Consider the following 26,419-nt stretch of genomic DNA (forward strand, 5'->3'; position numbering starts at 1 on the left):
GGCTCAACCCGCCAATCTGACGGTCACGTTGGTGCCCCAGATGGCCATGGACGCCAACAGGTCGACGACGTTGATGGCCACGATGGAGGTACGGACGGCCAAGCCCACCGCGACGCCGACACCGGCGGGTCCGCCGCTGGCGTAGTAGCCGTAGTAGCAGTGGATCAGGATCACGACGACCGCGAAGATCAGCACCTTGGCAAAGGACCACAACACGTCTTGCGGTGGCAAGAACGTCGTGAAGTAGTGGTCGTACGTGCCGGCGCTCTGGCCATTGATCTTGGTGATGGTTAATCGGGTCGCGAAGTACGACGACAGCAGGCCGACGATGTAGAGCGGGACGACGGCGATCAGGCCGGCGATGACGCGGGTCGTGACCAGGAACGGCAGCGACGGGATCGCCATCGTCTCCAGGGCGTCGACCTCTTCGCTGATGCGCATCGCGCCGAGCTGGGCGGTGAATCCGCAACCCACCGTCGCGGCCAGCGCGATGCCGGCGACGATCGGCGCGATCTCACGGGTGTTGAAGTAGGCCGAGACGAAACCGGTCAGCGCCGCGGTGCCGAGCTGGTCGAGGGCTGCGTAGCCCTGGATGCCGACCTCGGTACCGGTGAAGAAGCACATCGCGGTGATGACGCCGACCGTGCCGCCGATGACGGCGAGCGAGCCCGATCCGAGCGTCACCTCGGCCAGCAGCCGCACGATCTCCTTGCCGTAGTTCTTGATCGTGCGCGGGATCGACCGGACGACCCGGATGTAGAACAGCATCTGGTGGCCGAGGCCATCGAGGAAGCCGCCGATCCGTCCGGGAACCCCGGCGATGGCGGACACGACTTTGAGGTCTGACATCGTCACATCCCCTTGGGCGGAACGGCCGGATGTAGATCGCCGAGATGAAGAAGTTGACGATGAACAGCAGCGTGAACGTGATCACGACGGCTTCGTTGACCGCGTCGCCGACGCCCTTGGGCCCGCCCTTGGCGTTCATGCCCTTGTAGGACGCGACGATCGCGGCGAGGAAGCCGAAGATCAGCGCCTTGACCATGCCTTGATACATGTCAGGTAGCTGGGCGAGCGCGGTGAACGAGGCTAGGTAGGCGCCTGGAGTTCCGTCCTGCAGCACGACGTTGAACACATAGCCACCGGCGACACCGACGACGGTCACCATGCCGTTGAGGAACACCGCGACCAGCATGCAGGCCAGCACCCGTGGGACGACGAGTCGCTGGATCGGGTCGATGCCGAGCACCATCATGGCGTCGAGCTCCTCACGGATCCGTCGAGCGCCGAAGTCGGCAGCGATGGCCGAGCCGGCCGCCCCCGCGATCAGCAGCGCACAGGCGATCGGGCCAGCCTCACGGACGACCGCGAGCACTGCGGCCGAGCCGGTGAAGGACTGCGCACCGAACTGCTTGATCAGGCCGCCCACCTGCAGTGCGATGACCGCACCGAACGGGATCGCGACGAAGGCTGTCGGGATGATCGTGACCTTGACGATGAACCACGACTGGAGCAGGAACTCCTTGAGCTGGAACGGACGGCGGAACAGCGCGACGACGACGTCGAGCATGAACGCGAACAGTCCGCCGGCGACCCGCGCCGGCCCCGTGACGATCGACGCACTCACGCCGTCACCTCCATGAAGAAGCAACGATACGGAGGCAACGGCGTGAAAGCTGCCTCATTGCTCGCTCGCTGACGCTCGCTCACGCCGCCACCTCCGCTCGCTGACGCTCGCTCACGCCGTCACACCGACGGCGACGGGGGCATCGGTCGGGGCGAAGGAGCCCGGGGGCGGGATGACGCCGTTGTCGCGGCACCAGGCACCCGGATCACGCTGACCGCGGCGCGGTCGACCGTCCGAGGTCTCGAGCTGCAATGGGACCGGCGGCAGCGCTGGCATCGCGATACCGGCCTCAGAGGCCAGCTCGTCGGCGTCCTTCTCCTCGGACATGCCGATCGGCCCGACGGTCTGGGCGTTCAGGAACTGCGCCACGACGGGCTCGTCCGACGTCAGCAGCATCTCGCGCGGGCCGAACATCGCCAGGTGCTTGTGGTAGAGCAGACCGATGTTGTCGGGCACTCGGCGCGCTGTGTTGATGTCGTGGGTCACGATCAGGAACGTCGCGTCGATCTGGGCGTTCAGGTCGATGAACAGCTGGTTGATGTACGAGGTACGGACCGGATCGAGTCCCGAGTCGGGCTCATCGATCAGCAGGATCTCGGGGTCGAGCACCAAGGCACGAGCCAGGCCGGCACGCTTGCGCATCCCGCCGGAGATCTCGCCCGGCAGCTTGCGCTCGGCACCGACCAGACCGGTCAGCTCCATCTTGTCCATCACGATCGTGCGGATCTCGGACTCGGACTTGCGAGTGTGCTCGCGCAGCGGGAACGCGACGTTGTCGAACAGGTCCATCGAGCCGAACATCGCGCCGTCCTGGAACAGCACGCCGAACAGCTTGCGGATCTCGTAGAGCTCTTTTCCTTGCAGTTCGCAATGTCGACGCCCTCGATGAAGACGTGGCCCTCGTTGGGCTTCAGCAGTCCGATCAGCGTCTTGAGGAACACCGACTTGCCGGTGCCCGACGGACCCAACATCACCGAGATCTCGCCGGCCGGAAGCGTCAGCGAGACGTCCTTCCAGATCAACGAACTACCGAACTTCTTGGTCAGCCCCTCAACTACCACTTCTACACCCACGGACGGCCCCTCCTTGCTTACCGCGGACTGCCCGCACCTGCTGGCAGAACTTGTCTGTCATTGGTCGATGTGACCGCAGACACAGGAACTAACGACACGCGTCAACCGAGGTTACGTGATTTCCGAAGATAGTGACTCATGAGTAACAAGTCAGGACCTTTGGTCTCCCCTTCGCGTAACTGCGGGTGACACTGTGACGGCTGACACGCTACCTGAGATCTCCGATGCGTGCAGGACCAAGGTCCCGAGAAGCCCATCTGGGGTACGCAAAAGGGCGCCCCCTCCGAAGAGGGAGCGCCCTAGCGCTTGGAGCTAACGAATCACTTGACGGTGACGCTGGCGCCGGCGGCCTCGAGGGCCTCCTTCGCCTTGTCAGCGGCATCCTTCGTGGCCTTCTCGAGGACAGGCTTCGGCGCACCCTCGACGAGGTCCTTGGCCTCCTTGAGTCCGAGACCGGTGATCGTACGAACTTCCTTGATGACCTGGATCTTCTTCTCGCCGGCACCCTCGAGGATGACGTCGAACTCGTCCTGGTCAGCAGCGGCGTCTGCGCCACCGGCAGCAGCCGGAGCAGCAGCGGCAACGGCAACCGGAGCGGCTGCGGTCACGTCGAACGTGTCCTCGAACTCCTTGACGAACTCGGAGAGCTCGATGAGGGTCATTTCCTTGAATGCATCAAGCAGGTCGCTAGTGCTGAGCTTCGCCATGTTGGCGTCCTTCCGTAGTGAGACCCCGAGGGGTTCCGATTGAGTTAATCGGGCTTTCAGCCCTCGGAGCCGGCGTCGGCGGATGCCTCGACCGGAGTTTCTTCCGCTGCCTCGGCCGCGGGGGCCTCTTCGGCAGCAGCGGCAACAGGCGCGGGGCCTGCAGCCAGGACCGACGGGTCGCTCTCGGCCTTCGCCTGCAGGGCACCCAGAACGCGGGCAGCCTGCGACAGCGGAGCGTTGAACAGCGACGCGGCGTTCGAGAGGCTGGCCTTCATGCCGCCTGCGAGCTTCGCGAGGAGAACCTCACGCGACTCGAGGTCGGCCAGCTTCGTGATCTCTTCAGCAGTGAGGATCTTCCCGTCGAGGAAGCCTCCCTTGATGACGAGTGGTGCGTTGGCCTTCGCGAAGTCGCGCAGACTCTTGGCAGCCAGAACCGGATCACCCTTGATGAAGGCGATCGCGGTCGGACCGGTGAGGAGATCGGTGTCGAGCTCCACTCCTGCGTCCTTGGCAGCAATCTTGGTCAGCGTGTTCTTGGCGACGGCATAGCTGCACGTCCTCACCGAGCGAGCGGCGCAGTTCCTGCAGCTGCTTCACGGTGAGACCGCGGTACTCGGTGAGGACTGCGCCGTTCGACTCACGGAAACTATCCGCAAGCTCGGCAACGGCAGCAATCTTTTCCGCGTTGGCCATGGGTCTCCTTCCAGCACATGGTGGTCATACCTCGACTGCGACCCCCGTGCGTTACAGGGCCCGACACGAAAAAACGTCCCGGGCACAGGGCCACGGGACGCTATTGCATCTGAATCGTGAACCTGCGCGGGCCGCCCTCTCGGGCGCTTCGGACAACCCCTAGGAGTTGTTGCCAGCGGTCTTCGGCTTGTCCAGACTAGTGCACGGCTTGCAGCAGACCAAATCGGCCGGCCTCGGTAGCCGTCAGGCGCTTCCGGGCACCTTGTCGGTGATCTGGCTGGCAGGCGGCGCCTTGATCGAGACCGGCTCACCCCACTTGCTGTAGTTCAGCGTGAACCTCAGGGCCACGAGGTCGGCGGTGACCCGGCGCGGGAGATCGTCAGGACCGATGAAGATCGTGTACTTCAACGTCTTGGGGAGCTTCTCACCGGCCTGCTTGGCGAGGTCCTGGATGCCCGTCAGCTTGGATGTGTCGAGCTCGAGGACGTACGGCTGCGCCTTGACTCCGTCGATCGTCGTGGCTGCGCCCTTCTCGTCGAACGACGTGAGGGACTCTTCGAACTGGGCCAGCTGAGCGGTCGGGCTGACCTGGTGGACGAGCTCGGTCAACGGGTTCTTGGCCGCGCCTTCCAACGGGAGCTCGGTGAACTTGTTGGCCGACATCTGGCCGAAGTTGAGGTAGAAGACGCCGTCGACGAGCCGCAGCTTGATCGTCCCGACCCCGGCATCCTTCGCATCGATCTCGAGCGCCACCGCAGAGTCCTTCACGTCTTGGCCGGCACTGAACTGGCCGGTGGCGACGTTCTTCTGTCCGCCGGCCGCCATGTCCATCTTGACCTGGCTCGTGCGCGCCTTCTGCTGCGCCGTGGTGAGGCGCTCGATGAAGTCGTCCTTCGTCAGCCCGCCGGACGTCGTGGCCTCGGCCCCGTCACGGGATCCCTCAGACGGATCGTCACCGCTGCACGCACCCACGGCGAACGTCAGGGCGACGGCAGTCGCGAGGGCGGCACAGGTCTTCTTACGCAGGCGCATACGAGCACACTAGGACACCCAAGGGGCAGGAACGGCGGCTTTGTAACTCTCGTTGACGATTCTTAGCCTGGCACAGACATGACACCGGCCCGGTGCCGATGTCATCAGACATCAGCACCGGGCCGGAGTGGTTCGGCGAGGACTCAGGCCTCGGCGTCGACCGCGTAGTTCTTGGTGCGGTTCGGATCGACCGGGATGCCAGGACCGTTGGTCGTGGAGACGGTGATCTTCTTGACGTAGCGGCCCTTCGAGCTGGCCGGCTTGATACGCAGGACCTCGTCGAGCGCGGCGCCGTAGTTCTCGGCGAGCTGCTCGGCGGTGAACGACGCCTTGCCGATCACGAAGTGCAGGTTGGCGTGACGATCGACGCGGAACTCGATCTTGCCGCCCTTGATGTCGCCGACTGCCTTGGCGACGTCAGGGGTGACCGTGCCGGTCTTGGGGTTCGGCATCAGGTTGCGGGGGCCGAGCACGCGACCCAGGCGACCAACCTTGCCCATCATGTCGGGCGTCGCGACGACGGCGTCGAAGTCGAGCCATCCCTCGTTGACCTTGTCGACGGCTCGTCGGCACCGACGAAGTCAGCACCGGCCTCACGAGCTGCATCGGCGTTGGCGCCGGTGGCGAAGACCAGGACCCGTGCGGTCTTGCCCGTGCCGTGAGGGAGGTTGACGGTGCCGCGCACCATCTGATCGGCCTTGCGCGGGTCGACACCGAGGCGGAGCGAGACGTCGACCGTCGAGTCGTACTTCTTGCTGCCCGACTCCTTGGCCAGCGTCGTGGCCTGCAGAGGGGTGTAGAGCTTGTCCTTGTCGATCTTCTCGGCGACCGCGCGGTACGCCTTGCTGTGCTGTGCCATCTCTGGTCTTCTTTCGTGTCTTGGGTGAACCAGTCGTGGTCGGTACGGGCCCAGCTGGCCCTGCCACTAGTGGATCTGGGAGGAGGAAATCAGTCGGTCGTGACGCCCATCGAGCGCGCAGTGCCCTCGACGATCTTCATGGCGGCGTCAATGTCGGTCGCATTGAGGTCGGGCAGCTTGGTCGTGGCGATCTCGCGGATCTGATCCTTGGTGATCTTGCCGACCTTGTCCGTGTGCGGGACAGCCGAACCCTTCTGCAGACCGGCAGCCTTCTTGATCAGCTCAGCCGCGGGCGGCGTCTTGGTGATAAAGCTGAAGGTGCGGTCTTCGTAGATCGTGATCTCGACCGGGACGACGTTTCCACGCATGGCTTCTGTGGCCGAGTTGTAGGCCTTGCAGAACTCCATGATGTTGACGCCGTGGGGGCCCAGCGCGGTACCGACGGGCGGTGCCGGGTTGGCCTGGCCGGCCTGCAGCTGCACCTTGACGATGGCTGCGACTTCTTCTTGGGAGGCATTTCTCGGGTCCTTTTGATGGTTGTTCTTAGTGTTGCCGGAGCTCAGTGGTTTTCGAGACGCCGTTCGTTCCTCACGGCTCCTCAACCTGCGATTGCTGCGCAATCACACCTTCTGGATCTGGGTGAAGCTGAGCTCGACCGGCGTCTCGCGACCGAAGATCTCCACGAGGGCCTTGACCCTCTGTGCATCGATGTTGATCTCGGTGATGGTCGCGTGCAGCGTGGCGAACGGTCCATCGACGACCATGACGGAGTCGCCGACCACGAAGTCGGAGAACTCGACCTTGGCGGCCTTCGTCTGCTGCTGATCGGGGGCTTCTGCCGCAGTTGCGACTTCGGCCTCCACTGCCGGGGCGAGCATGCTCTCGACCTCGGCAAGACTGAGGGGGACGGGCTGATGGGCGTTGCCCACGAATCCCGTGACGGACGGCGTGTGGCGCACGACGCCCACGACTCGTCGGTGAGGTCCATGCGGACCAGGACGTAGCCGGGAAGCACGGTGCGCTTGACGGCTTGCGCTGACCGTTCTTGATCTCGGCCACCTCTTCGGTCGGCACGACGACCTCGAAGATGTAGTCCTCGGCGTTGAGCGAGGTGACGCGGTTCTCGAGGTTCGACTTGACCCGCTTCTCCATGCCGGAGTAGGTGTGCACGACGTACCAGTCGCCGATCTGGCTGTACAGGCGGTCCTTGAACTCCTGCAGCACGTCGACGACAGGCTCTTCGCCGTCGTCGGCAGCCTCGTCGTCGGCGCCCTCTTCGCTGGCCTCGGCTTCGTCGGCCTCGTCAGCCTCTTCGGCGTCGTCGACGACCTCGATCTCGTCGCTCTCGTCGACCACGGGGGTCGCCGATTCGTCCTCGACGACCTCGTCGGTCTCCGAAGTCACCTGCGGGTCGATACCTTGAGTCACTCTGATCCTTTGGCCAAACAGAAGTTGTGGGCGGTTGCTAGGCGAAGATGGCGAATGCTGCCCGACCGAATCCGTAGTCGAGTCCGGCGACGATCGCCATCATGACGAGAACGAAGACGAGAACGACCCAGAAGTAGTTGACGACCTGGGGCCGGGTCGGCCACACCACCTTGCGGAGTTCGGCAATCACCTGACGGTAGAAGGTGACTGGCGACGTGCGCTTGCCGGAGGTGCCGGCCAACTCGTGACGATCGCTCACGATGCTCCTTCGTACTTCTCATGTTCGCTGTGTGGTCATGTCTTTGCAGGGCACGAGGGACTTGAACCCCCAACCTTCGGTTTTGGAGACCGATGCTCTGCCAGTTGAGCTAGTGCCCTTCAGTCAAAATCACCGAGATGCGAAAAGCCCGTGAGGGCATGACGATTCAGAGTGAATTTTCACCGGTGGGTCCAGTGTACGTGGTCGACGGTGCCCGCGTCGAACCGAGTCCACCCGAACGGTGCCGGACCGGACAGCCCAGGCCGGTACGGCCATGATGGATCCATGAGGGCAGTCACCGCACTACCGAAGGCACACCTGCACCTGCACTTCACCGGTTCGATGCGTCACGCGACCTTGCTGGAGCTGGCCGAGCGTGACGGGATCCACCTGCCGGCGTCGTTGACCGACGACTGGCCCCCGCAGCTCAGCACGACCGACGAGAAGGGCTGGTTCAGGTTCCAACGCCTGTACGACGTCGCGCGATCGGTGCTGCGTACCGAGGAGGACGTCCGACGCCTCGTCCTCGAGGCGGCGATCGACGATGCGGCCGACGGCTCGGTGTGGACCGAGATCCAGGTCGATCCGTCCGGGTACGGAGCACGGTTCGGCGGGATCACGGCGTTCACCGACCTCGTGATCGACGCGGTCCGGGAGGCTGGCGAGCAGGCCGGCATCGGCATGGGCCTGGTGATCGCGGCCAACCGCACCCGTCATCCGCTCGACGCCCGCACCTTGGCTCGTCTCGCGGCGCAGTACGCGGGTCGCGGTGTCATCGGGTTCGGCCTGTCGAACGACGAGCGTCGCGGCGACACGGCGGCCTTCGGTCCGGCCTTCGCGATCGCCGAGCGTGCTGGCCTGGCGCTCGTGCCCCACGGAGGGGAGCTGCGCGGTCCCGCTCACGTGACGCAGTGCCTCGACCACCTGCACCCAGACCGGCTCGGCCACGGCGTCCGGGCCAGCGAGAACGAGGCGGTGCTCGGCCGCCTGGCCGACAGCGGAGTGGCGCTCGAGGTGTGCCCCACCTCGAACGTGTCGCTGGGGGTCTACGCCACGTTGGAAGAGGTGCCGGTGCGCACCCTGGTCGCGGCGGGCGTCGACGTCGCGCTCGGCTCGGACGACCCGCTGCTGTTCGGCTCCCGCCTGGCGGGCCAGTACGCCGTCCTGCGGGCCGCGCAGGACTTCAGCGACGCCGAGCTGGCCGAGCTGGCGCGGATGTCGCTGAGACGCTCGTACGCGCCCTCCGACCGAGTGGCCGCCGGCCTCGCCGACATCGACGCCTGGCTCGCAGCCGTTGACACCCGCTGACCCCCACCCCTGTGCAAGGCTGTCGCCATGACCGAAGAGGAACCCACGCCGCCGAACGATCCGTACGCCGGCACCCAGCACCAGCCCAACTGGGGCAGCGCCTATCCCCCGCCGGGACAGCAGCCGCCCGGCACTCCCCCACCGGGCTACGGTCCTCCGCCCGGCGCCTACTACCCCCCTCCGGGACAGGGCTACCCGCCGCCCGGCTTCGGCTACCCGCAGTACGTCCCGCCGCCCAAGCACGAGTCGGCGACGACGTCGCTGGTGCTCGGCCTGGTCGGCACGGCCGGCGCGGTCGCCTGCTACCTGCCCGTGTTCGTGGCACCCTTCGCCTGGTACATCGGCGCCAAGACCGTCCGCGAGATCGACGACAGCCGCGGGGCGCTCAGCGGACGCAGCGAGGCCAAGGCAGGCATGATCCTGGGCATCATCGGCACGGTGCTGCTGATCATCGCGCTGGCCGTCATCGTCGTGCTGATCGTCCTGTCGTTCACGGTCGACGGCATGTGGGACGACGAGTACTACGACGAGACGTCGGTCGACGCGGTGCTGGCGGGCCTGCGCAGCTTGCTGCGCTGACGCCGGTCACCCCGCCGACCTGGCTCAGAGGGAGCAGCCCACCAGGACGGGCTCGTTGACCAGCGTGATCCCGTAGGCACGTTGCACGCCGGCTCGGATCTCGCGGGCCAGGTCGAGCAGCTGCGCGGTCGTCGCCGAGCCTCGGTTGGTCAGTGCGAGCGTGTGCTTGGTCGACAACGACACCGCAGCATTGCCGTAGCCCTTGGCGTAGCCCGCGTGATCGATCAGCCAGGCGGCACTGGTCTTGACCGTGCCGTCGGGCTGGTCGAAGCGCGGCGCCTCGGGCGGCAGGCTGTGCGCCTGCTCGGGTGTCAGCAGCGGATTGGTGAAGAACGAGCCGGCGCTCCACGTGTCGTGGTCGGCCGGGTCGAGCACCATGCCCTTGCCCGTTCGCAAGGCCAGCACAGCGTCCCTGACGGCCCGCGAGGGTGCCCGTTCGCCCACCGCGACCCCGAGCGTCCTGGCCAGCTCGGCGTACGCGACGGGGGCGCTCAGGTCTCCCAACGCCAGCTGGAACGTGACGGACAGGACGACGTGACGCTGCGGCTCGGCCTTGAACCGGCTGTGCCGGTAGCCGAAGGCGCAGTCGCTCGCGGCATAGGTGCGGATCGCGCGGTCGTAGCGGTCGTAGGTACGCACCGACGCGATCGTCTGCGCGACCTCTTGGCCGTAGGCGCCGACGTTCTGGATCGGGGTAGCGCCGACGGAGCCGGGAATGCCGGACAACGCCTCGACCCCCCACCCACTGCTCGGCCACCGCACGCTCGACGAACGAGTCCCACGACTCGCCAGCGGCGACCGTGACCATCGCACCGCTGCAGGCGTCTGCGTCGACCGTGACGCCACGAGTCAGCACCCGGATGACGGTGCCGTCGACGCCCTCGTCGGCCACGACGAGGTTGCTGCCGCCCGCCACGAGAAGCACCGGGTCGGCGGCCTCGTCGGCGATCCGGACGGCTTCGACGAGGTGCTCCTCGGTCGTGGCGTCGATGACGGCCCGTGCGGGGCCGCCCAGGCGCAAGGTGGTCAGCTCAGCCAGGTCCATGGCGGCGACGCTAGCAGCGTCCATGGAGCGGGAATGACGAAGGCTCCCACCAGCAGTTGCTGTGGGAGCCGTCGTGCCGAGAACTGAGATCAGCGCGTCTCGCGGTGCGTCTGGTGGGTCTTGCAGCGCGGGCAGAACTTCTTGAGGTCGAGACGATCGGGATCGTTGCGACGGTTCTTCTTGGTGATGTAGTTGCGTTCCTTGCACTCCGTGCAGGCCAAGGTGATCTTGGGACGAACGTCTGAGCTCTTGCTGGCCACGAGGGTGCCTCTTCTTGATCGGGGGTGATGCTGGGGTGTTGCCGTTCAATTGTGCGGTAGCTGGGGCGGGACTCGAACCCGCGACCCCACGATTATGAGTCGTGTGCTCTAACCACCTGAGCTTACCCAGCCGCAACGGGCACGAGTTTCCTCGTGCCCGAAGGACTCGTGATGCTGTGAGTCCCAGAGCCCCTTTACGGAATCGAACCGTAGACCTTTTCCTTACCATGGAAACGCTCTGCCGACTGAGCTAAAGGGGCAAGCCGACAAGCAAAGATACCCGGTCGGGATCTGCTTTGCGAAATCGGGGTCCTGCTCAGGTGAAATTCACTCAGATTGCAGCGGCTGCGAGGCGCGATGGCCACAGCGGCCCCTCGTAGATGAAACCCGTGTAGCCCTGCACGAGATCGGCTCCGGCCGCCAACCTGGCGCGCACGTCGTCGGGGGTCGTGACGCCGCCGACCGCGATGATCGCGAGCTGGTCGCCGACCCGCGCACGCAGCCGGACGAGCACCTCTGTCGCGCGTTCGGCCAGGATCGGGCCCGATAGTCCGCCGGCTCCCGCCGCCTCGATCGTGGCGCGATCAGTGAGCAATGTCTCAGGGCGCGCGATCGTCGTGTTGGTCGCGCTGATGCCGTCGAGTCCCAGTTCGAGGGCAAGGTCGGCGACGGCGTCGACGTCGACGTCAGCCAGGTCGGGGGCGATCTTGACGAGCAGCGGCACACGTCCCGACGGATTGCGGTCGGCGACGTCCTTGACGGCAGCCAGCAGGGGTCGCAGCTCGTCGACGGCCTGCAGGTCGCGCAGACCCGGGGTGTTGGGCGACGAGACGTTGACCACGAGATAGCTCGCATACGGGGCGAGGAGGCGCGCGCTCTCGACGTAGTCGGCGACCGCGTCGTTCGCTTCGACGACCTTGGTCTTGCCGATGTTGACGCCGATCACGGCGTCGCGGCCGACCTTGGTCTGGCGCAGCCGGTGCAGTCGGGACGCGACCTGGGCGGCACCGTCGTTGTTGAAGCCCATCCGGTTGATGATCGCGCGGTCCTCGACGAGCCGGAACAGCCGTTGGCGCGGGTTGCCGGGCTGCGGACGAGCCGTGACGGTGCCGATCTCGACGTGGCCGAAGCCGAGCGCGAGCAGGCCCGGCACCCCGGTGGCGTTCTTGTCGAAGCCAGCGGCGAGCCCGAAGGCGTGGGGGAACTCGATCCCCATGACGGTGCGAGGCGCACGTGTCTGCTTGAAGGCGACCCGAGTGACGAACCGGCCGGCACGAACGGCGGCAAAGGCCCGTTCGTGAGCCTTCTCAGGATCCATGGAGCTGAACACGGCGTCGAAAAAGGCGCGATAGACCACGCCGTCACCCTAGGGCATGGCCCCGGCCGGACCCTCTAGAAGCCGTGGGTGCGACGGTATGCGGCCAGATGATCGGCGGCACGGGGAGTGTTCCACGCCTCGCACTGTCGAGCCGCCTGATCGGCGAGCGAACCCGCTCGGTCGAGATCGCCCATCGCAGCGGCGGCCAGCGCCCGGTAGGCGTCGACGGGGCCGTCTGCGCCGATCTGCGCAGCCGAGCAGGACCGACCGCTGAACGGCGCGAGGGCCGCGTCGGACTCGGCTGCCATGGCAGGGTCGTCGAGGGCGAGCGCGGCTCGGCCCCGTAGCACCAGCGCATCATCGACATGAAGTCGTCGTGGTCGGCGACGAACCGTTCCCGGTGGGCCGCGATGATCCGCCGCGCCGTCTCGAGGTCACCGCGTCGTACGCAGACCACGGCGTGTGCCGACGCGGTCGGCACGGCGGCCAGCTCGAGCACCCGCTCGTCGTCGGACTGGTCGTCCTGATCGGTCAGTCCGGTGACCATCGCGGTGTGGGCCAAGGCGGCTGCGACATTGGGGATCGCCACCCGAGACGCGAGCTCGCGCAGTCGGGGCAACGTGTCGCGGGCGCGCTCGATGTCGCCAGACAGCGCGATCCAGGGCAGCTGCATCGCCTCGAGGAAGACCGTGGCGGCAACCAGGTTGAGCTTGGTCGACACCTCGAGACCGCGGCGCACCGTCGGCCACATCTCCTCGACCTGGCCGAGCTCGGCCAGGGCACTGGCGAGGGCCGCCAGCGCCAGGGCGAGGGCACGCTCGTCGCCGGTGCTCTCGGCCAGGACGACCGCCTCCCGCGCGAGCTCGGCCCGATTGGCCGCCGAACCCGGCCGCCAGTTGCCGTAGCAGGCTCCGTGGAGCACCGACTGGAGCAGCCGAGGATCGTCGAGCCGCCTCGCCATGTCGACGGCATCGACGATGTAGGCGCTGACCCGTGCGGCATCGGCCGAGAAGTACAGCTCGATGCCCAGGCTCAGCAGCACCCGGCAGCGCAGCTCGCTGTCGTCGCGGGGCAGCCCCTGCAGGACCCGCTCGAGCGTGTCGATGATGAATGCGTTGACCTCGCCGAACGAGTTGGAGTACCAGACGGCCCCCTCGACGGTCGACAACGCGGCACGCGCGAGGGCCTCGTGATCGCCCAGGCGGTCGGCCAGCGCGACCGCCGACGCCACACACTCCTCAGCGGCTTCCCACTGGCCACTCCAGCGAGCAGCACGGGCCCGCGCCATGGCGAGGTCGTACAACGTCCGGTCGTCGGTGTCGGGCAGCGCAGCCTGCGCCTCCAGCGCCCAGCCGAGCAGCTCCAGCTCCTCCTCGTAGGCTGCGACGTCCCGCGCCTGCTCGGCGGCTCTGAGCGCGGTCTCGGCGCACTGCGCAGAGTGCTGTGGGCCGGCCTGTCGCCAGTGCCTGGCCAGGTCGCTCGCAGCGACGTCATGCAGGCTCGTCAGTGCCTGCGCCGCACTCGCGTGCAGCGCCGCCCGGTGGATGCCGGGGATGCGATCGACCACGACGTCCTGCACCAGCGGATGGGAGAACCTGGCGGAGCCGAGACCGTCGGCATCGAGCACGAGCCCGACCTCCATGGCCGGCAGGAGCCCCTCGACGACGCGTGCCGGCTCGATGCCGGCCGCCAGGCCGAGCGCGTCGAGCCGGAACCTGCGCCCGAGCACCGAGGCGGTCGCGAGCAGGTCGCGCGATGCCAGCGGCGGCTCACCGACGCGTCTCGCCACGACGTCACGTACCGACCCCGGCACGGACTCTCCCGCCCGGGCGAGCTCGATCAGGAAGAACGGATTGCCTTCCGTCCGCTCCAGCAGCCGCACCAGCTCGGCGTCGGACCGACGTTCGGACGTGACCGATCGCAACAGCTCGGCCGAAGCGCTCGCATCGAGTCCCGTGAGCTCGAGGCGCACGGCATGGCGCCGCGCCAAGGCATCGGCGAGCGCCGCCTGGGCGTCGACCGGAGCCGGGAACGCCCGTCGGGTCATGACGATCACCAGACGTCCACGCGCCGTGACGTCCAGACGATGGCGCAGGGCCCGCAACGTCGACGGATCGGCCCAGTGGATGTCGTCGATCGTCAGGAGCACGGGATGCTCGGCGACCGCCGCGCACACCGCCGCTGCGATCGACTCCCACAGGGCGAACTGGCTGCCCTCGTCGCCTTGCAGGTCGGGCATCGGGACACCGGTCTGGCGGCAGAGCCCCTCGAGCAGCGATACCCACGGCCACAGCGGTGGGGCACCTTCGTCCTGCGAGCAGAACGCCTCGACGCACAGGTAGCCGCGAGCGGCGGCCGTGGCGCGCAGGTCACGCGCGAGCCGCGACTTGCCGATGCCCGGGTCGCCGATGGCTGGACGAGCTGAGGGGTGCCCAGGTCTGCGGCGTCCAGCACGGTCTCGAGCCGGGCACGCTCGGCCTCGCGACCGACCAGGGGCCACGGATCAGGTTCCACCGGCGCCGCCGCGACGACCCGGCGGGGCGCAGCCTGCGCGGCGGCCCACAGGGAGTCGTCCTGCTTCAGGATCGCCGTCTCGAGATCGCGCACGCTCTGGCTCGGGTCTATCCCGAGCTCGTCGCGCAGGTGCTCACGGAGCACCCGGATGACCTCGAGCGCCTCGACCTGGCGTCCGGTCCGCACCAGCGCGACAGCACGCAGCAGCCACGGCCGCTCGCGGTGCGGCTGCTGCGACGTCACCGACTCCAGCATCGCTGCGGCGTCGACCGCCTCGCCCGCGGCCAGGGCGAGCCCCGCACGAAGCTCGTGCGCCGTGACCCGCAGATCAGCCAGCCGGACCCGTTCGGCCTCGGCACCGACGAACCCCGCCAGCTCGGCATAGGGTTCACCGCGCCAGGTCGCCAATGCTCGCGTCGAGCTCGTCCCTGGCCGCGGCGAGATCGTCCGGCGACGTCGCGGGGTCGACGTGCCAGGGGCGATCGTTGACCGTCAGCACCAGACCGGAGGCACGCCGGACGGCGGCCTCGAAACGTCCTACGTCGAGCGCCTCGTCCGGCAGCGCCAAGGCATAGCCGGCATGTGTCGTGACGATGATCGTCGCCGGCTTGCGCGGAGCGCGGTGCGGCTCGAGCACCTTGCGCAATGCGTACACGTAGCCCTGCAACGTGACGGTGTCGCTGGCCGGCGGGCGCTGCCCCCACAACGCCTCGACGATCGTCGTGGTGCTGACGGACTCGCGCAGGTGCAGCGCGAGGACGGCCAGCAGGGCACGCTGCTTGGCGGCGCCCAGATCTTGGTCGACCCCGTCCACCGTTGCGACGGCAGATCCGAGCACTCCTATCTGCATGCGCCCGATCCTCAGGGACCGCGACTGGTGCCGTCCTGGAATCGCAGGAACGTTCTCATGTCGAAACACCCCAGTCGCGCTCCAGAGCGTCCCCAACGGTGGGGTCGACCCTGACCACATGCCCACACTCACGCACATCGTCACCGTCAACCGACCGCCGCACCTCGCGATGGAGACCTTCTTCGACTGGTCGCAGGACCCGTCGTGGCGACCGGCGGTCCGTCGGATGACGGTGCACCCGACGGTCCGGCCGTGGTCGGCCAACGCATCCTGGAAGGCTGCGCTTCGCCGGGATGACGTTCATCACCCCGACCCAGGTCGAGTCGGTCCACCCGTACCGGGTGACATGGGCGGGCGGGAACGGGCAGCTGACGATCCGCGGCTGGCGTGAGATCGAGCCCGCCGGGACGGGTGCCTGCCGGCTCAAGGAGCTGGTCGACGTCCGGCTGCAGGGCCCGCTCCGCCCGTTGACCCCGCTGCTCGCTCCGGCGTACCGCCGTCTCATGCGGACCGAGCTCGACCTGCTGGTGCGCGAGCTGGAGTCGACGCCTGTCCCGTGACGACCTCACGTCCTACGAGCCGACGTACTCCGCGAGGTGCTGGCCGGTCAGCGTCGACGCGTCGGCGACCAGATCGGCCGGTGTGCCCTCGAAGACGATCTGACCGCCTTGGTGGCCCGCTCCTGGCCCGAGGTCGATGATCCAGTCGGCATGCGCCATGACCGCCTGGTGGTGCTCGATGACGATGACCGACTTGCCGGCATCGACCAGACGATCGAGCAGGCCGAGCAGCTGCTCGACGTCGGCGAGGTGCAAGCCCGTCGTGGGCTCGTCGAGGACGTAGACACCGCCCTCGTCGGCCATGCGCGTCGCGGGCTTGAGCCGTTGCCTCTCGCCTCCGGACAAGGTCGTGAGGGGTTGGCCGAGACTCACGTAGCCGAGTCCGACGTCGGCGAGCCGGACCAGGATCTTGTGGGCTGCAGCGATCTTGGCGTCACCGGCACCGAAGAACTCGACCGCCTCGGCGACCGGCATCGCGAGCACCTCGCTGATGTCCTTGCCGCCGAACGTGTACTCCAGCACCTCGGCGCCGAACCGCTTGCCCTCGCACTCGACGCACATCGTCTCGACCCCGGCCATGATCGCCAGGTCGGTGTAGATGACACCGGCGCCCTTGCACGCCGGACACGCGCCGTCGGAGTTGGCGCTGAACAGTCCGGGCTTGACGCCGTTGGCCTTCGCGAAGGCCTTGCGGATGGGCTCGAGCAGACCTGTGTAGGTCGCCGGATTGCTGCGCCGTGAGCCCTTGATCGCCCCCTGATCGACCACGACGACGCCCTCGCGCCCGGCGACCGAGCCGTGGATCAACGGCTCTTGCCCGATCCGGCCACGCCGGTCACGACGACGAGCGCACCCAGCGGGATGTCGACGTCGACGTCCTGGAGGTTGTTGGCGCTCGCACCACGCACCTCCAGCGCTCCCGACGGGGTGCGCACCTCGTCCTTGAGCGTGGCCCGGTCGTCGAGGTGACGTCCGGTCAGGGTGTCGCTGGCACGCAGTCCTTCGAGGGTGCCCTCGAACACGATCTCGCCGCCCGCCTTGCCGGCCCGCGGGCCGAGGTCGACGACCCGGTCGCCGATCGCGATCGTCTCGGGCTTGTGCTCGACCACCAGCACGGTGTTGCCCTTGTCGCGCAGCTGCAGCAGCACTCGTTCATCCGCTGGATGTCGTGCGGGTGCAGGCCGATCGAGGGCTCGTCGAAGACGTACGTGACGTCGGTCAGCGCCGAGCCGAGGTGGCGGATCATCTTGGTGCGCTGGGCCTCGCCACCTGACAGCGTGCCGGCCGGGCGGTCGAGTCCCAGGTACCCCAGCCCGATGTCGACGAACGACTCAAGGGTCTCGGTCAGCGACTCCAGCAACGGTGCGACGGAGGGCTCGTCGAGACTGCTTGATCCACTCGGCCAGGTCACTGATCTGCATCGCGCACAGGTCGGCGATGCTCTTGCCCTCGATCTTGGACGAGCGGGCCAGCTCGCTCGAGCCGGGTGCCGTCGCAGTCAGGACAGGTCGTGAACGTGATGGCCCGTTCGACGAAGGCCCGGATGTGCGGCTGCATCGCCTCGACGTCCTTGGTCAGGAAGGACTTCTGGATCTGCGGGATGAGGCCCTGGTACGTGAGGTTGATGCCCTCGATCTTGAGCTTGGTCGGCTCCTTGTGCAGCAGGGCCGAGCTCCTTGGCACTGAACTTCCCGACCGGCTTGTCGGGGTCGAAGAAGCCGCAGCCGCGCAGGATCCGTCCCTGCCAGCCGTCCATGCTGTAGCCCGGCACCGTGATGGCGCCCTCGTTGAGCGTCTTCGATCCGTCGAACAACGCCGTCAGGTCGAAGTCGGTGACCGATCCACGCCCCTCGCAGCGGCTGCACATGCCACCGGTGACGCTGAAGCTGCGGCGCTCCTTGGTCGTCTCGCCGCCCTTCTCGATCGTCACGGCGCCCGCGCCGGAGATCGACGCGACGTTGAAGCTGAAGGCCTGCGACGAGCCGATGTGCGGCTCGCCGAGCCGGCTGAACAGGATGCGCAGCATCGCGTTGGCATCGGTCGCGGTGCCGACGGTGGATCGCGGGTCGGAGCCCATGCGCTCCTGTCCGACGATGATCGCGGTCGTGAGCCCGTCGAGGACGTCGACGTGGGGCGGGCCAGCGTCGGCATGAACCCTTGGACGAACGAGCTGTACGTCTCGTTGATCATCCCGCTGCGACTCGGCGGCGATCGTGCCGAACACCAGGGGAGCTCTTGCCCGAGCCCGACACACCGGGTGAAGACCGTCAGACGACGTTTGGGGATCTCGAGGCTGACGTCCTTGAGGTTGTTGACCCTGGCACCGTGCACCCGGATCGTGTCGTGGCTGTCGGCACGGTGACGTTCGGAGGTGGGCTGCTGGGTCGAAGTCGCATCAGTCGTCATGGTGATGCTGATTCTGCTGGGTCATGGCGACTCCCTGCAACGTCTCGGGCCGTGACGTAGCGTGACGCCATGGTCGACGACTCGCTGCTCTGGGACGTTGCCCGGTCGCTGTATTCGACGGCCCTGCCGGAGTTCGTCGGAGCCCGCGATGCGCGCGTGCGGCAGCTGAAGAAGGACGGAGACCTCGAAGCCGCCCAGCAGGTCGCCGCGTTCGAGAAGCCGACCGCCGCCGCCGATCTCGTCAACCAGCCGGTGCGGCACGAGTCCGGCTTGCCGACGAGCTGCAGGCCTTCGGTGCTCGACTGCGGGCAGCCCAGGCCGACGGGGACGCTGCCACACTTCGAGCCTTGAGCCGGGAGCGCCGCGATCTCGTGGGGCGTTGCGTCGCTGCGGCACGTGACCAGGCCGGACGGTCGGGCAAGGCCGCGACCGAGGCGACGCTGCGCGATGTCGAGCAGACCGTCTGGGCGGCGATCATTGACGCCCGTGCCGGGGCGACCGTTCACGCAGGTGTCCTGGTCAAGGCTCTGTCAGCCGGCGGTTTCGGCGAGGTGGACGTGGCCGGGGTGTCCGCACTCGACGTCGACCCACCGGCAGAACCCGATCGGCTGTCGCGGTCGGCGCAGTCCGCGCGGTCGCAGCCCGCGTCGTCAGACGACGAGGATGACGAGGCTCGGGCTACTGAGCGGAAGGCGGCCGAAGAGTCCCTCGACGCGGCACAGTCCTCCGCATCCGCGGCGCAACGTGAGGTGGAGCAGGCTGCGGAGCAGGCACGTGTGGCGCAGGCAGCCGCGACGAGCTGCAGGAGCAGCGCGAGCGGCTGAGGTCGGCTGTCCGACGTCGAGCGCCGACTCGCAGAGGTTCGGCATGAGGTCGCCGAGTGCCGGACCGAGCTCGCGCTGGCTGAGAAGAAGCGCCGCTCAGCGGCTGCCGAGGTCGACCGGGCTCTTCGTCGCGTGGACCAGGCCTGACCGACCGCGATGCTGCGATCACGATGATCGGCCACCGACACATTTCAGTAACCGATACTTTTATAGTGGTTAAGTATCATTTTGTGCACTATCATCGTTTATGTGACAGTTAACAAGACTGTGGCAGGTCATGAGCAGAACATCGGCGCCCAAGTGCGCCGGGCCCGTCTCGACGCCAATATCGGCCAGCAGGCCCTGGCTGACCGCTCCAACATCAGCATCGGTGCGCTGAGGAATCTCGAGGCCGGGCGGGGAGCCACTCTCCCGCACCCTCATCAGCGTCGTGCGCGGGCTCGACCTGGCCGACTGGCTCGACGAGCTCTACCCCGATCCGGGCGCTACCCCGCTCGAGCTCGCACGCGGACGCGGCATGGCCCGCCGCCGAGAGCGTGCCAGCTCGGGTGCGCGATGACCTACCAGCCGGTCGACCTCGTCAAGGTCACGGCGTGGGGTCGTCCGGTGGGCTACCTCGCCGCCGCAGCACGTCGTCGCACCTACGCCTTCTCCTACGACCCTGCCTGGGTGCAGGGCGGAACGATCTCACCGATCCTGATGCCAGCCCGCAACGGCCGACCGTACGAGTTCGCGAACCTGGCGTCCGAGACGTTCCACGACCTGCCCCCGGCGATCGCCGACTCGCTGCCCGACCGGTTCGGCAATGCAACGATCGACGCCTACATGACGACGCAGGGCATCACACCCGCGACCATCACCCCGCTCGACCGGCTGGCCTACCTCGGCAGCCGCACCATGGGAGCCCTGCGCTTCGAGCCCGAGCACCGGCCCCAGATGCCGACGCCATCGGCGCTGCAGATGAACGACCTGGTCACCGAGGCTCGTCAGATCATCGAAGGCAATCTCGACGACGACGGTGCTCGCAAGCCGAGCACTCGCCGAGATCTTCGCGGTCGGCACGTCTGCCGGCGGCGCCCGCGCCAAGGCGGTGCTCGCCATCAACGACGAGACCCACGAGGTGCGCGCCGGCAACATCCCCGTCCCAGACGGATTCGGCCAGTACCTGCTGAAGTTCGACGGCGTCTCCAGCACCGACAAGGGGCTGGCCGGAACCCAGCCGTACTGCCGTCGCGAGTACGCCTACTTCCTCATGGCACAGGCCGCAGGAGTCGACATGTCACCGTGCCGACTGCTCGAGGAGAATGGCCGAGCCCACTTCCTGACCCGCCGTTTCGACCGGGTCGGCAACGAGCCGCTGCACATGCAGACGTTGTGCGCGCTCCAGGCGCTCGACTACAACCTCGTCGGCACCCACGACTATGCCCAGTACTTCGCCACGATCAACGCGCTGGATCTCGGCGAGGCGGCCCTGGTGCAGGGCTTTCGACGGATGGCCTTCAACGTCCTGGCCGCCAACCACGACGATCACACCAAGAACCTCGCATTTGTGATCAGCTCGACGGGTACCTGGTCGTTGTCACCGGCCTATGACCTGACCTTTGCCTACGACCCGGACAATCACTGGCTGCGGGCCCACCTGATGGGCGTGCTCGGCAAGTTCACCGACATCACGGCTGCCGACCTGCTGGCGATCGCCGATCAGTTCGCGATCCCGTATGCCCGCTCTGCACTGGCCGAGGTCCGTGACGCGATCGGCTCGTGGGGCGAGTTCGCCTCAGCAGCGGGCCTCGCCCAGGCGGACACCGACATGATCGGCGCCCACCTGAGCGCAGCGGCGGTCTGACTCAGACGCGACCGTGCGGCGCGACGACGGCGCGGCCGCTGAGCTCTCCGGCTTCAAGCGCCCGATAGGCGTCGATCGCGTCGTCGAGGGAGTAGACCGTCACATCCGGGGTGATCTGACCGGCACGGTAGAGGTCGACGACCTCGTGCAGCTCCTCGATCGTGCCCCAGTACGTGCTCGTCAGCTCGACCTCGTACGGCACGGTGTAGAAGTTCCACTCGAAGGTGCCGTTGGCGATGCCGACGACGGTGACCCGGCCGCGCAGCGCCACGACGCCCATCGCCAGGGCGATCGTCGGACCGGCGCCGACGAAGTCGAACACCGCGTCCACGCCCTTGCCTCCGGTCACCGCACGGATCGCATCGGCCTGATCGGGGCCACCAGGCAACACGACGGCACCGTTGGCGGCCGCGCGGGCCATCGCGTCCTCCTTCATGTCAGTTGCGATGACTGTCGCTCCGGTCAGTGCGGTCAGGATCTGCACGGCGATCTGTCCCAGGCCACCCAGACCGATGACCAGTGCGGTCTTGCCACCGCCTGCCAGGGCGGGCAACGACTTCTTGATCGCGTGGTACGGCGTCAGACCGGCATCAGAGAGCGGTGCGGCAGCAACCGGATCGGCGTCTCCGAGCGGCACCAGGTTGCGCACCGGCACCGTGAGGTACTCAGCCATGCCGCCGTCACGACCGAGGCCGGCCGCGAGGTACGGCATCGTGGCGGCGTTCTCGCAATAGGTGTCCTGCCCCCGCGAGCACGCGCGACAGCGACCGCAACCCATCGGCCCGTAAACCAGGAACGCGTCACCGAGCGTGATGCCTTCGACCCCCTCGCCGAGCTCTTCGGCCCAGCCGGAGCTCTCGTGCCCCAGGACGAACGACGGCTTGAGCTGCGCAGGCCCGAACGACTCGTCGAACTCACGGAACACTGCGATGTCCGAGTGGCAGGCGCCGGCACCGGCGACCTTCAGGAGGACCTCACCAGGGCCGGGTCGGGGCTTGTCGACCTCCTGCAGGCTCGGCATGGTCTTGTAGCGGTCGAACAGGACAGCCTTCATGGAACGTTCCTTTTCGTGTGTCGCGACGGCGAGGATCGCCCCCCGACGCGTATCACTTTCGACGTTACTCCGCGACGCCTGCCGGGAGCGCGGCGATCATCGGGTGGTCCTTGTCGATGACGCCGAGCTTGGCGGCACCACCGGGTGAACCGAGGTCGTCGAAGAAGTTGACGTTGGCGTCGTAGTAGTCCTTCCACTCCGGCGGCGTGTCATCTTCGTAGAAGATCGCCTCGACCGGGCAGACCGGCTCGCAGGCACCACAGTCGACACACTCGTCAGGATGGATGTAGAGCATCCGGTTGCCCTCGTAGATGCAGTCCACAGGACACTCATCGACACACGCCCGGTCCTTGAGGTCGACACATGGCTGGGCGATCACGTACGTCATGCCGAGACTCCTCGATCGATCAGCGAGAGCGCTGCTGGCCGGCCGAGCCCCCGGAAGGTCCCGTCCTGGTAGGTCAGCGGCTCGGCGGCCGGGCCGATCGACACGGCCTCGACGTCCAGGACGACGAGGGACGAGCTGCCCGCCGGCAGGACGACCCGTGGCACACCGGTCAGGGTGGCCAGGGCGTCCGGGAGGTAGAGCACCCCCTCGGAGTCGAGCTCCCAGCCCTGGTCAGGCGTGAACCGCGGACCGCCTCGACGAGCGAAGGCCTCAGCCAGGTCGACCCTGGTCACCGGCAGCAGGTGCACCCCCACTCTCGCGGCGGCGGTGACGTGCTGGGCCGTCCGGCCGCCCTGCGGCATCGAGAACGACAGCATCGGCGGGTCAGCCGACACCGAGGCGACGCTCGATGCCGTGAGCCCACCCACCCCTCAGCGGTGTGCGCCGTGATGATCGAGACTCCCGCCGCATGGCGCCTGAACGCAGCCTTGAACAGCCGAGTGTCGTCACGCATGCGTCAGGCGGGGACGATGAGGCCGGCCGTGCTGGCCCGCGCACGCTCCAGCCGGGCGGCGACGTCCGGCCAGTTCGCGATCTGCCAGAAGGCCTTGACGTAGTCGGCCTTGACGTTGAGGTAGTCGAGGTAGAAGGCGTGCTCCCACATGTCGAGCATCAGCAGCGGCACGACTCCGACCGGCACGTTGGCCTGCTGGTCGAACAGCTGGAAGATCGTGAGCCGCTCGCCGATGGAGTCCCAGGCGAGGACGGCCCAGCCCGAGCCCTGGATGCCGGCGGCCGTCGCGCCGAAGTGCTTCTGGAACGCGGAGAAGGTGCCGAACTGCTCGATGATGGCGGCTGCCAGCTCGCCTTCGGGCTCACCGCCGCCGTCCGGGGAGAGGTTCTCCCAGAAGATGATGTGATTGGTGTGGCCGCCCAGGTGGAAGGCGAGGTTCTTCTCGTGCAGGTTGACGGCCGCGAAGTCGTCGCGGTCGCGCGCATCCTCGAGGGCGTCGATCGCGGCATTCGCGCCCGTGACATAGGCCGCATGGTGCTTGTCGTGGTGCAGCTCCATGATCTGGCCGCTGATGTGCGGATCGAGAGCGCTGTAGTCGTAGGGAAGATCGGGAAGTGTGTACTTGACCATGGATTCGACGCTATGACCTCAACCGTGGTTGAGGTCAAGCTGCGGAAGGCCGGGCTGGGCGTGGGCAATGTCACGCCTCAGTCCACGGCAGTGGTGCCGAAGCGCTCCAGACAGAACTCACGCATCCGCGCCGCGACGTCGACCAGCGCATCGGCGGCGTGGTGCTGCGGAGACCAGGCCGCCGTCAACGTCATCGTGAGCTGGCGGCGTCGCCCCCTGATGCGCAGCGGATGGAGATCGAAGTGCGGATCATCGGTCAGCACGGCGATTCCGCGGCCCGCCACCACCAGCGCCTGGGCGATCTGTGGCCCAGTGCACTCGATGAGGGCAGCCGTGGCGAGTCCTTCGACCTGGATCGCGTCCGCCAGGATCTGCCGAGACCGAGAGGCACCGTCGAGCACCAGGAGCGGCTGCCCGGTGAGATCGGCCAACGAGACCCAGTCCTGGTTCGCCCAGGGGTGGTCCTTGCGGCAGTACGCCCACACTGGCACCTCGCACAGCGTCATCCGCTGCGGGCCGTCGCCGATCATCGCGCCGCCGACGACCAAGTCGACGCCGGCTTCGAGAGCCTGCATGTCGGACCGTCCGGCGAGGTCGACGACGCTCGGCGCAGGATCGCCCTCCCCGAACGTCGCGACGAAGGGCGCGATGACGTCGAACTGGGTCGTCAGCGGGCTGGCGATCTCGATGTTCTCGAGCGCACCGGCCCGCAGGGACGCTGCAACCGCGGTGAGCCGCTCGGCCGATGCGAGGACCTCGACGACCCATGGCAGCAGCTCGCGTCCCGCCGAGTTGAGCGAGATGCGACCGGGTGAGCGGTCGAACAGCGTGAGCCCCAGCTCGCGCTCGAGCGCCTGGAGCTGACGCGACAGCGCAGGCTGGGTGATGTTGACCGCAGCCGCAGCCAGGCTCACCGAGTCGTGCTGCACGACGGCATTGAAGTTGCTCAAGGTTCGGCAGTCCACCGCATGTCCTCACTGCATAGATTCTGTCTGATGTTGGCATTGGACGGCATGGGCCGTGACCACGAATCATAGTGCTTGAGCGGTCGGCACCCCGCCGTCGCACCTGCAAGGAGATGCCATGAGCACGGCCCGGACGCCACTCGACGAAGCCCGCGAACAGCTGTCGGACGCCATCAAGGCCCTCGGTTACGACGCGGGCATGTTCGACATGCTCGCGACTCCGCGCCGGGAGACGACCGTCAGCATTCCCCTGCGCCGAGACGACGGCACGATCGAGCTGCTCGTCGGGCACCGCGTGCAGCACAACCTGACCCGCGGCCCCGCCAAGGGCGGTCTGCGGTTCAGCCCCGACGTCGACCTCGACGAGGTCCGCGCGCTCGCGATGTGGATGACGTGGAAGTGCGCGTTGGTCGACGTCCCCTACGGCGGAGCCAAGGGCGGCGTCAACATCGACCCCCCGCAACTACTCCCGCGCCGGCTCGAACGGGTCACCCGCCGGTACACGTCCGAGATCATGCCGATCATCGGCCCCGAGCGTGACATCCCGGCTCCCGACATCGGCACCGACGAGCAGACCATGGCCTGGATGATGGACACCTTCTCCACGGCCCAGGGGCACACCGTGCTCGGTGTCGTCACCGGCAAGCCGGTCAGCCTCGGTGGATCGCTCGGCCGCGCGTCCGCCACCTCACGGGGCGTCGCGATCGTCGCCGACGCGGCCCTCGAACGCCTCGGCATCGAACCCGACCAGGCCACGGCTGTCGTCCAAGGCTTCGGCAAGGTCGGTCGCGGCGCAGCCCGGTTCCTCGCCGAGTCGGGTGTCAAGGTCATCGCCGTCAGCGACCAGTACGGCGCGATCCACTCCCCCGACGGCCTGGACGTCCCGGCGGTCGAGGCCCACGTCGACGAGTGCGGGACCGTCGTCGGCTTCGCCGGTGCTGACGCGCTCGACAACGACGTCATGATCCAGCTCGAGTGCACCCTGCTGATCCCCGCGGCCGTCGAGGGAGTCATCCACGAAGGCAACGCCGACGGCGTGCGAGCCACGATCATCGTCGAGGGCGCCAACGGCCCGACCACGGCCGCCGCCGACCGGATCCTGGAGCACAAGGGCGTCACGATCGTCCCGGACATCCTGGCCAATGCGGGCGGCGTCATCGTGTCGTACTTCGAGTGGGTGCAGGCCAACCAGGCCTACTGGTGGTCCGAGTCCGAGGTCGAGGAACGGCTCGAGCAGCGGATGCGCGCCGCGTGGCGCGATGTCATCAAGTACTCGCAGGCCCGCACGATGTCTCTGCGGAGCGCTGCGACCTGCCTCGCGGTCGAGCGAGTCGCCGAAGCCCACGTCGTGCGGGGCCTCTACCCCTGAGCACCCGGAGCAGCGGCTAGGACTGCGGCGGGGAGTGCGGGAACAACGGGGCGACCGAGAACTCGTGTCGTGGGCCGTCGCTGCACTCGGCGCTCTCCTCGACGTCAGCGGCGACCAGTGCAGCCAGGCCGGACGGGTACGGCCCCTGAAGGACACGACCCCCGTCCCCGCGGCGCGACAGATGACAATGTGGGTCCGTCCATCTCGTCATGCTCCTGCTGCAGCATGCGATCCATCAAGCGAGCCATGACCGACGCCATGTCCTCGTCCATGACAGGTTCGCCCTCGTCGAATACCATCTGCTGCCCTTC

24 protein-coding genes, 3 tRNA genes and 8 pseudogenes are annotated in these 26,419 nt (G+C 67.5%); 9 read left to right on the forward strand and 26 right to left on the reverse strand.

The window, feature by feature from the left end; translation table 11 throughout:
* Positions 1–3: 3 nt before the first annotated feature.
* From ACHMWU_RS06755 to ACHMWU_RS06810, 12 genes and pseudogenes are all read right to left on the reverse strand, one after another.
* Positions 4–849, reverse strand: coding sequence for an MlaE family ABC transporter permease (locus tag ACHMWU_RS06755; protein WP_396042251.1), 846 nt, complete (start codon positions 847–849; stop codon positions 4–6).
* Positions 850–856: 7 nt separating this feature from the next.
* Positions 857–1,615 (reverse strand): annotated as a pseudogene (locus ACHMWU_RS06760) (MlaE family ABC transporter permease); the annotation flags it as partial.
* Positions 1,616–1,738: 123 nt separating this feature from the next.
* Positions 1,739–2,449: an ABC transporter ATP-binding protein gene (locus ACHMWU_RS06765; protein ID WP_396042253.1), complete on the reverse strand. Its 711-nt coding sequence runs from the start codon at positions 2,447–2,449 to the stop codon at positions 1,739–1,741.
* Positions 2,338–2,700, reverse strand: a complete 363-nt coding sequence (locus ACHMWU_RS06770; protein WP_396042255.1) for an ATP-binding cassette domain-containing protein — start codon at positions 2,698–2,700, stop codon at positions 2,338–2,340. Before ACHMWU_RS06770 ends, ACHMWU_RS06765 begins: the two co-directional genes overlap by 112 nt.
* Positions 2,701–3,020: 320 nt before the next feature.
* Positions 3,021–3,407, reverse strand: a complete 387-nt coding sequence (rplL, locus tag ACHMWU_RS06775; protein ID WP_396042257.1) for a 50S ribosomal protein L7/L12 — start codon at positions 3,405–3,407, stop codon at positions 3,021–3,023.
* A gap of 56 nt (positions 3,408–3,463) precedes the next feature.
* Positions 3,464–4,100, reverse strand: a pseudogene (gene rplJ / locus ACHMWU_RS06780) (50S ribosomal protein L10).
* A gap of 243 nt (positions 4,101–4,343) precedes the next feature.
* Entirely contained in the window at positions 4,344–5,132 is a 789-nt protein-coding gene (locus tag ACHMWU_RS06785; protein ID WP_396042259.1) for a hypothetical protein, read from the reverse strand.
* A gap of 143 nt (positions 5,133–5,275) precedes the next feature.
* Positions 5,276–5,991 (reverse strand): annotated as a pseudogene (gene rplA, locus ACHMWU_RS06790) (50S ribosomal protein L1).
* Between the two features lie 89 nt (positions 5,992–6,080).
* Complete coding sequence (gene rplK / locus ACHMWU_RS06795; RefSeq protein WP_396042997.1) at positions 6,081–6,554, reverse strand: 50S ribosomal protein L11; 474 nt, start codon at positions 6,552–6,554, stop codon at positions 6,081–6,083.
* Positions 6,555–6,579: 25 nt separating this feature from the next.
* Complete coding sequence (locus ACHMWU_RS06800) at positions 6,580–7,395, reverse strand: transcription termination/antitermination NusG family protein (RefSeq protein ID WP_396042261.1); 816 nt, start codon at positions 7,393–7,395, stop codon at positions 6,580–6,582.
* A gap of 61 nt (positions 7,396–7,456) precedes the next feature.
* A complete protein-coding gene (gene secE, locus ACHMWU_RS06805; protein ID WP_396042263.1) occupies positions 7,457–7,678 on the reverse strand; it encodes a preprotein translocase subunit SecE in 222 nt (73 codons plus the stop codon).
* A gap of 46 nt (positions 7,679–7,724) precedes the next feature.
* Positions 7,725–7,797: transfer RNA gene (locus tag ACHMWU_RS06810), tRNA-Trp, on the reverse strand.
* A gap of 166 nt (positions 7,798–7,963) precedes the next feature.
* On the opposite strand from ACHMWU_RS06810, the gene ACHMWU_RS06815 reads away from it, so the two are divergent.
* A complete protein-coding gene (locus tag ACHMWU_RS06815; protein ID WP_396042265.1) occupies positions 7,964–8,986 on the forward strand; it encodes an adenosine deaminase in 1,023 nt (340 codons plus the stop codon).
* Positions 8,987–9,013: 27 nt separating this feature from the next.
* Positions 9,014–9,565 (forward strand): DUF4190 domain-containing protein, encoded by a 552-nt coding sequence (locus tag ACHMWU_RS06820; protein WP_396042267.1) that lies wholly within the window; start codon positions 9,014–9,016, stop codon positions 9,563–9,565.
* Between the two features lie 24 nt (positions 9,566–9,589).
* Here the strand turns inward: ACHMWU_RS06820 and ACHMWU_RS06825 are convergent.
* From ACHMWU_RS06825 to ACHMWU_RS06860, 8 genes and pseudogenes are all read right to left on the reverse strand, one after another.
* Positions 9,590–10,610: pseudogene (locus ACHMWU_RS06825) on the reverse strand (UDP-N-acetylmuramate dehydrogenase).
* Between the two features lie 89 nt (positions 10,611–10,699).
* Entirely contained in the window at positions 10,700–10,870 is a 171-nt protein-coding gene (gene rpmG / locus ACHMWU_RS06830) for a 50S ribosomal protein L33 (RefSeq protein ID WP_108579795.1), read from the reverse strand.
* A 57-nt stretch (positions 10,871–10,927) separates the two neighbouring features.
* A tRNA-Met gene (locus ACHMWU_RS06835) sits at positions 10,928–11,002 on the reverse strand.
* A gap of 55 nt (positions 11,003–11,057) precedes the next feature.
* Positions 11,058–11,130 (reverse strand) — tRNA-Thr (locus ACHMWU_RS06840).
* A 71-nt stretch (positions 11,131–11,201) separates the two neighbouring features.
* Entirely contained in the window at positions 11,202–12,227 is a 1,026-nt protein-coding gene (locus ACHMWU_RS06845; RefSeq protein ID WP_396042270.1) for a quinone-dependent dihydroorotate dehydrogenase, read from the reverse strand.
* Positions 12,228–12,231: 4 nt separating this feature from the next.
* On the reverse strand, positions 12,232–14,688 hold the full coding sequence (locus ACHMWU_RS06850; protein WP_396042272.1) for an ATP-binding protein: 2,457 nt from the start codon (positions 14,686–14,688) through the stop codon (positions 12,232–12,234).
* Positions 14,689–14,828: 140 nt separating this feature from the next.
* Positions 14,829–15,110: pseudogene (locus ACHMWU_RS06855) on the reverse strand (BTAD domain-containing putative transcriptional regulator); the annotation flags it as partial.
* Positions 15,091–15,516 (reverse strand): winged helix-turn-helix domain-containing protein, encoded by a 426-nt coding sequence (locus tag ACHMWU_RS06860; RefSeq protein WP_396042274.1) that lies wholly within the window; start codon positions 15,514–15,516, stop codon positions 15,091–15,093. The gene ACHMWU_RS06860 and the pseudogene ACHMWU_RS06855, both read right to left, overlap by 20 nt.
* Before the next feature lie 281 nt (positions 15,517–15,797).
* Here ACHMWU_RS06860 and ACHMWU_RS06865 point away from each other — a divergent pair.
* Positions 15,798–16,112: pseudogene (locus ACHMWU_RS06865) on the forward strand (hypothetical protein); the annotation flags it as partial.
* 12 nt (positions 16,113–16,124) lie between these two features.
* Here the strand turns inward: ACHMWU_RS06865 and ACHMWU_RS06870 are convergent.
* Positions 16,125–18,518 (reverse strand): annotated as a pseudogene (locus ACHMWU_RS06870) (ATP-binding cassette domain-containing protein).
* 69 nt (positions 18,519–18,587) lie between these two features.
* Between ACHMWU_RS06870 and ACHMWU_RS06875 the strand changes: the two are divergent.
* The 5 genes and pseudogenes from ACHMWU_RS06875 to ACHMWU_RS06895 all read left to right on the forward strand — a co-directional run bounded on the left by ACHMWU_RS06875 (position 18,588) and on the right by ACHMWU_RS06895 (position 21,188).
* Positions 18,588–18,869, forward strand: coding sequence for a hypothetical protein (locus ACHMWU_RS06875; protein ID WP_396042276.1), 282 nt, complete (start codon positions 18,588–18,590; stop codon positions 18,867–18,869).
* Positions 18,866–19,342 (forward strand): hypothetical protein, encoded by a 477-nt coding sequence (locus ACHMWU_RS06880; RefSeq protein WP_396042278.1) that lies wholly within the window; start codon positions 18,866–18,868, stop codon positions 19,340–19,342. Before ACHMWU_RS06875 ends, ACHMWU_RS06880 begins: the two co-directional genes overlap by 4 nt.
* 430 nt (positions 19,343–19,772) lie before the next feature.
* On the forward strand, positions 19,773–19,901 hold the full coding sequence (locus ACHMWU_RS06885) for a hypothetical protein (RefSeq protein WP_396042280.1): 129 nt from the start codon (positions 19,773–19,775) through the stop codon (positions 19,899–19,901).
* Positions 19,898–20,197: pseudogene (locus tag ACHMWU_RS06890) on the forward strand (HipA N-terminal domain-containing protein); the annotation flags it as partial. The gene ACHMWU_RS06885 and the pseudogene ACHMWU_RS06890, both read left to right, overlap by 4 nt.
* Positions 20,198–20,360: 163 nt before the next feature.
* The gene (locus ACHMWU_RS06895; RefSeq protein WP_396042282.1) at positions 20,361–21,188 is read left to right on the forward strand and encodes a type II toxin-antitoxin system HipA family toxin; all 828 of its coding nucleotides are present in this window, start codon (positions 20,361–20,363) and stop codon (positions 21,186–21,188) included.
* A 1-nt stretch (position 21,189) separates the two neighbouring features.
* On the opposite strand, the gene ACHMWU_RS06900 is transcribed toward ACHMWU_RS06895, so the two are convergent.
* From ACHMWU_RS06900 to ACHMWU_RS06920, 5 genes are all read right to left on the reverse strand, one after another.
* On the reverse strand, positions 21,190–22,242 hold the full coding sequence (locus ACHMWU_RS06900; protein WP_396042284.1) for an NAD(P)-dependent alcohol dehydrogenase: 1,053 nt from the start codon (positions 22,240–22,242) through the stop codon (positions 21,190–21,192).
* A 64-nt stretch (positions 22,243–22,306) separates the two neighbouring features.
* Positions 22,307–22,630, reverse strand: coding sequence for a ferredoxin (gene fdxA, locus ACHMWU_RS06905; RefSeq protein WP_396042286.1), 324 nt, complete (start codon positions 22,628–22,630; stop codon positions 22,307–22,309).
* On the reverse strand, positions 22,627–23,058 hold the full coding sequence (locus ACHMWU_RS06910; protein WP_396042288.1) for a flavin reductase family protein: 432 nt from the start codon (positions 23,056–23,058) through the stop codon (positions 22,627–22,629). The genes fdxA and ACHMWU_RS06910 overlap by 4 nt, the downstream gene beginning before the upstream one ends.
* An 89-nt stretch (positions 23,059–23,147) precedes the next feature.
* Positions 23,148–23,774 carry a superoxide dismutase gene (locus tag ACHMWU_RS06915; RefSeq protein ID WP_396042290.1) on the reverse strand — a complete coding sequence of 209 codons (627 nt, stop codon included), beginning with the start codon at positions 23,772–23,774 and terminating at the stop codon, positions 23,148–23,150.
* A gap of 77 nt (positions 23,775–23,851) precedes the next feature.
* The gene (locus ACHMWU_RS06920) at positions 23,852–24,724 is read right to left on the reverse strand and encodes a LysR family transcriptional regulator (RefSeq protein ID WP_396042292.1); all 873 of its coding nucleotides are present in this window, start codon (positions 24,722–24,724) and stop codon (positions 23,852–23,854) included.
* A gap of 133 nt (positions 24,725–24,857) precedes the next feature.
* Between ACHMWU_RS06920 and ACHMWU_RS06925 the strand changes: the two genes are divergently transcribed.
* Complete coding sequence (locus ACHMWU_RS06925) at positions 24,858–26,108, forward strand: Glu/Leu/Phe/Val dehydrogenase (RefSeq protein ID WP_396042294.1); 1,251 nt, start codon at positions 24,858–24,860, stop codon at positions 26,106–26,108.
* Positions 26,109–26,419: the final 311 nt, after the last annotated feature.

It is taken from the genome of Aeromicrobium sp. UC242_57 (assembly GCF_044452305.1).
In the GTDB taxonomy this organism is placed as follows: domain Bacteria; phylum Actinomycetota; class Actinomycetes; order Propionibacteriales; family Nocardioidaceae; genus Aeromicrobium.